Raw genomic sequence first — 1,815 nt, 5'->3', positions numbered from 1 at the left:
TAAAACATTTGTGCAGGAGCATTATTTAAATGAGATGAATGGGTTTGGGGATGTGAAAGGTGGTAAGATTGATGGGACGGGTAAAAAGACAGGGAAGTTAGAACTGTCAGATTTTAAAGAAGAAATAATGAATACCAAGCCTATGAACTCACCTGTTCCTAAAAAGTGGTATGATAAAGGCGGTACTATTTCGTTAGATAAGAGTGGGACTTGGACTTATACTAATAAAGAAGGGATATCAGTTAGTTATCCTAATGGGTATCCTGACTTTTCAGCATATTACCACCCTACTGTTAAACCAGTACCAATTGAAGTTACTGTGCCTAAGAACCCTCAAGAAGACTTCAAAAAAGCTAATTTAGAAGCAGGGCTTAATAAGGATTCTGATCCGCCTGTGCCAGCAAGTAATAAACCTCCTGAAGGTTATTCGTGGCATCATCATGAAGATGGAAAGACAATGATTCTTGTTGATGAAGATATTCATAGAGAGTTTAGACATATCGGTGGTCAGTCTACAGTAAATGGAAAAAATAAATAAGGAGAATAACCATGGCGAATATGGATCGAGCAAATGAGAAAATAACTATAAATGAAATTCGTGAATTTGAAGGTAAATATGTTCTTAATCTTCCTGAACAGTATATTGATTTTTTGCTTAAATATAATGGAGGCTATCCTGAAACATCTACATTTAAGATTTCTGATGAAGAGGGTGAAAGTGTCGTAAATAAATTTTACGGGATCGGTGATATGAAGGGAAATTTGGCTAAGGTGTTTGAGGTTTTAGATGGTGAGCTACCTGAGGGATTTATTTCGATTGCTAGTGATCCAGGAGGAAACGAGATTTGTATTGGAGTTAGTGAGAAATACTTTGGAAAAATATATTTTTGGATGCATGACATGGAGTCAGATGTAGAAATGGAAAATATGTTTTTTTTGAAAAACAGTTTTAACGATTTTTTTGAAAATTTATATTAAGGATTGTTAATACGAGAAATACCGCCCTTACTATTGGTCTTTTATCCTATTTAGGTTGTTGATGAATAGACCCTACCCAGTGCCGAATAAGTCGGGCGGTTGAGCCTGAGCAGACTTAACCCATGTAATACCCGTATAAAGATTTGGTTATTTTGATTGTACGCACATTAAAGGCTTTATTTTTATAACCCAAATAGCGGTAATCCGTTACATTGAACAGGTCGATTATGGTCAGATACCACCATGATTGGCTTGTTTTTGTTATCTTCGCTTTCTTGCGTTTTTTCAAAATGAGTCGCAACAATGTACATTACCACAACGATAGATATGGTGAAAGGACTTTGTCGCAACTTATAAATTGGGTAAGACGACTACTGTTATTGTAAGGTTGGAAATCTATTGACGGGAAGGTCATGTGTTAAAGGCTAGCCACCGACTCCCTCATCTCTATAATACAAGAGGTAAATCCGTCAAAAGTTTTGCCGGAGGGGGACGCATGAACAACGTACAACTTTCCGTCGATAAAGTCGCCGTTGAATATCATGGAGTAACAGTCAACTTTTATAACCAACTGGCACTTTCATTCAAAGAATGGTTTGATATTAAACCTACCATTCGGCACAAAGGGTATGTATACCATTGGAATTTAAGGCATAAGGATGCTTATCTTTATCTGCGTTATCAACCATGGTGGCAGAAAAAATCAAGAAAGTACACACTACAAATTGAAATCCACCCAGATCACTTAATTAAGTTTCAACGACTGCTTGATGCTCTGTACAACCATTCTCAGGAGGTTTATTTCAACCGACTTGGCTGAACTCCCGAAATTCAAGC

General features: G+C 36.9%; 4 protein-coding genes. 3 read left to right on the top strand and 1 reads right to left on the bottom strand.

Annotated features, from left to right (window positions below; all coding sequences use genetic code 11):
• Nucleotides 1–34 precede the first annotated feature (34 nt).
• Both MKX35_RS31785 and MKX35_RS31780 read left to right on the top strand, forming a co-directional pair.
• Nucleotides 35–538, top strand: coding sequence for an HNH endonuclease (locus MKX35_RS31785; RefSeq protein WP_143764170.1), 504 nt, complete (start codon nt 35–37; stop codon nt 536–538).
• Nucleotides 539–549: 11 nt separating this feature from the next.
• Nucleotides 550–978, top strand: a complete 429-nt coding sequence (locus MKX35_RS31780; RefSeq protein ID WP_076287069.1) for an SMI1/KNR4 family protein — start codon at nt 550–552, stop codon at nt 976–978.
• Nucleotides 979–1,093: 115 nt separating this feature from the next.
• Here the strand turns inward: MKX35_RS31780 and MKX35_RS31775 are convergent, their stop codons facing one another.
• A complete protein-coding gene (locus MKX35_RS31775) occupies nt 1,094–1,267 on the bottom strand; it encodes a hypothetical protein (RefSeq protein ID WP_341044553.1) in 174 nt (57 codons plus the stop codon).
• A 207-nt stretch (nt 1,268–1,474) separates the two neighbouring features.
• On the opposite strand from MKX35_RS31775, the gene MKX35_RS31770 reads away from it, so the two are divergent.
• On the top strand, nt 1,475–1,798 hold the full coding sequence (locus MKX35_RS31770; RefSeq protein ID WP_076287068.1) for a hypothetical protein: 324 nt from the start codon (nt 1,475–1,477) through the stop codon (nt 1,796–1,798).
• The last annotated feature ends 17 nt before the right edge of the window (nt 1,799–1,815 follow it).

The organism is Paenibacillus sp. FSL R5-0923 (genome assembly GCF_038009145.1).
In the GTDB taxonomy this organism is placed as follows: Bacteria; Bacillota; Bacilli; order Paenibacillales; family Paenibacillaceae; genus Paenibacillus_AQ.
The sequence above is the reverse complement of the archived record's forward strand: the minus strand, read 5'-3'. Positions and strand labels throughout refer to the sequence as shown.

Excerpts from the sequence above, each read along its gene's own strand:
- MKX35_RS31785 (WP_143764170.1), top strand. The coding sequence starts at position 35 with ATGAATGGGTTTGGGGATGTGAAAGGTGGTAAGATTGATGGGACGGGT.
- MKX35_RS31780 (WP_076287069.1), top strand. The coding sequence starts at position 550 with ATGGCGAATATGGATCGAGCAAATGAGAAAATAACTATAAATGAAATT.
- MKX35_RS31770 (WP_076287068.1), top strand. The coding sequence starts at position 1,475 with ATGAACAACGTACAACTTTCCGTCGATAAAGTCGCCGTTGAATATCAT.